Source organism: Variovorax sp. 01T439_2 (assembly GCF_056398445.1).
Window position 1 is genome coordinate 1 of the sequence record NZ_JBFTPJ010001120.1, and the last position, 1,691, is coordinate 1,691.

The 1,691-nt window shown below is 68.2% G+C and carries 2 protein-coding genes and 1 pseudogene; 2 read left to right on the plus strand and 1 reads right to left on the minus strand.

What is annotated here, in order from left to right:
• Both AC1DOC_RS32605 and AC1DOC_RS32610 read left to right on the plus strand, forming a co-directional pair.
• On the plus strand, positions 1-439 hold a 439-nt coding region (locus AC1DOC_RS32605; RefSeq protein WP_478131435.1), incomplete at its 5' end, for an alpha/beta hydrolase family protein.
• A gap of 101 nt (positions 440-540) precedes the next feature.
• Positions 541-1,353 (plus strand): class I SAM-dependent methyltransferase, encoded by an 813-nt coding sequence (locus AC1DOC_RS32610; RefSeq protein WP_015865829.1) that lies wholly within the window; start codon positions 541-543, stop codon positions 1,351-1,353.
• Between the two features lie 33 nt (positions 1,354-1,386).
• On the opposite strand, the pseudogene AC1DOC_RS32615 reads toward AC1DOC_RS32610, so the two are convergent.
• Positions 1,387-1,691 (minus strand): annotated as a pseudogene (locus tag AC1DOC_RS32615) (SAM-dependent methyltransferase); the annotation flags it as partial.

Here is a 1,691-nt window from a genome sequence, read left to right on the forward strand (position 1 = left end):
CTACACCACCCAGCCTCGCAGCGCCCAGTTGGCCTCCGTGTTCTTCGCCACCGCCACCAGCGGCGGCAACCTGGCGATGTACAAGGCCGCGCCGACGCGTGCCCAGGCCGACAAGCTGCTGGAGACGCGCCTGGGTGCGCCCTTCACTGCGGATGCAAACGACATCCTCTACCAATGGGAGGCGTCCGCCGACTACAACCCGTCCCCCGGGCTGGAGCGCATCCAGGCGGCCGTGCTTGCCATCAACGCGGCCGATGATGAGCGCAACCCGCCTGAGACCGGCATCATGGAACGCGAAATGAAGCGCGTGAAGAATGGCCGCTACTACCTGATCCCGTCCAGCGACCGGACCACCGGCCACGGAACCACGGGCCAGGCAACATGGTGGAAGGCGCAGCTTGCGGAGCTGCTGCAAAAGGCGCCAAGGCAAGGGCTGTAGAAAACCGGCAGGCCCACCGGCGTTGACGCAGCCATCGGCCGAGGCATAGCATCGGCCTGCACGGCACTCTTGCATGCGCCCGGCCGTGCGGAGGGATTGCCATGAGCACCACGTCCTCGACCTTCGTCGCCACCGACGGCGATGGCTATGAACGGCTGATGGGCCGCTGGAGCCGCCTTCTTGCGCTGCCTTTCCTCGACTTTGTCGCCACCGCGGACGGCGACCGCATCCTCGACGTCGGATGCGGCACCGGCCACCTGACTTTCGCCGTGGCCCGCCGCACCGGCGCCGGCGAAATGCGGGGCGTGGACATCGCGCTGCCCTACATCGAGCATGCCAGGCGCCACAACGAGGATGCGCGCATCGTCTTCGAGGTGGGCGATGCCTGTTCGCTGCCGTATCCGGCGCAAAGCTTCGACCGCGTGCTCTCGCTGCTGGTGCTGCACTTCGTGCCGGAGCCGGGCAAGGCCATTGCCGAGATGCGCCGCGTCGCCCGGCCCGGCGCGGTGGTCGGTGCGGCGGTGTGGGACGCGCGCGGCGGCTGGGTCTCCAACCGCATGTTCTTCGACACCGCCGCCATGCTCGACCCCGAGGCCGGCGCCCGCCGCGCCCGCAACTACACGCGGCCCCTCACGCGGCCCGGTGAACTGGCCCGGGCCTGGCGCGACGCGGGGTTCAAGGGCGTGGAAGAAACGACGCTCGCCATCCGCATGGAGTTTGCCTCGTTCGCCGACTACTGGGCGCCCTTCGAGGGCAAGGACGGGCCCGGCGCGGAATACGTCGCGACGCTCGATGCGGATGCGCGCTCCAGGCTGCGCGAGGCGGTCGAGGCGGCCTACCTCGACGGCGAAGCCGATGGCGCGCGCTCCTATGCCGCGCTCGCGTGGGCCGTCAAGGGCACGGCGCCGGCGTAGCCGCAGCGGCCGCGCTCCATTGTTGGGCGCCGCCTATTTCCTTGCGACAACTTGTCCAAGAACTATCCGCCCTTCCTGGAGATTTCGCCCCTGATTTTGTGCCATCGCCTGAAAGTCGGCCCCGAGGAGCAGATGGAATCCAAGCGGCGGAAAGCCTTCCTTGCGGATCTTCTCGGCCAGGGACACAAACCACGTGCGCGCTGCCTCGGTCGTGTCCATCCAGTCGGAAATCGTGAATCCAGCGTTCTCGAGAAGCCTGCGCAACTCGTCCGGCTGCACGAGGAAGCTCGTATCCGGCGTGCGCGCCCACGGGACGGGAAACAGGACCGGTCCGGAAG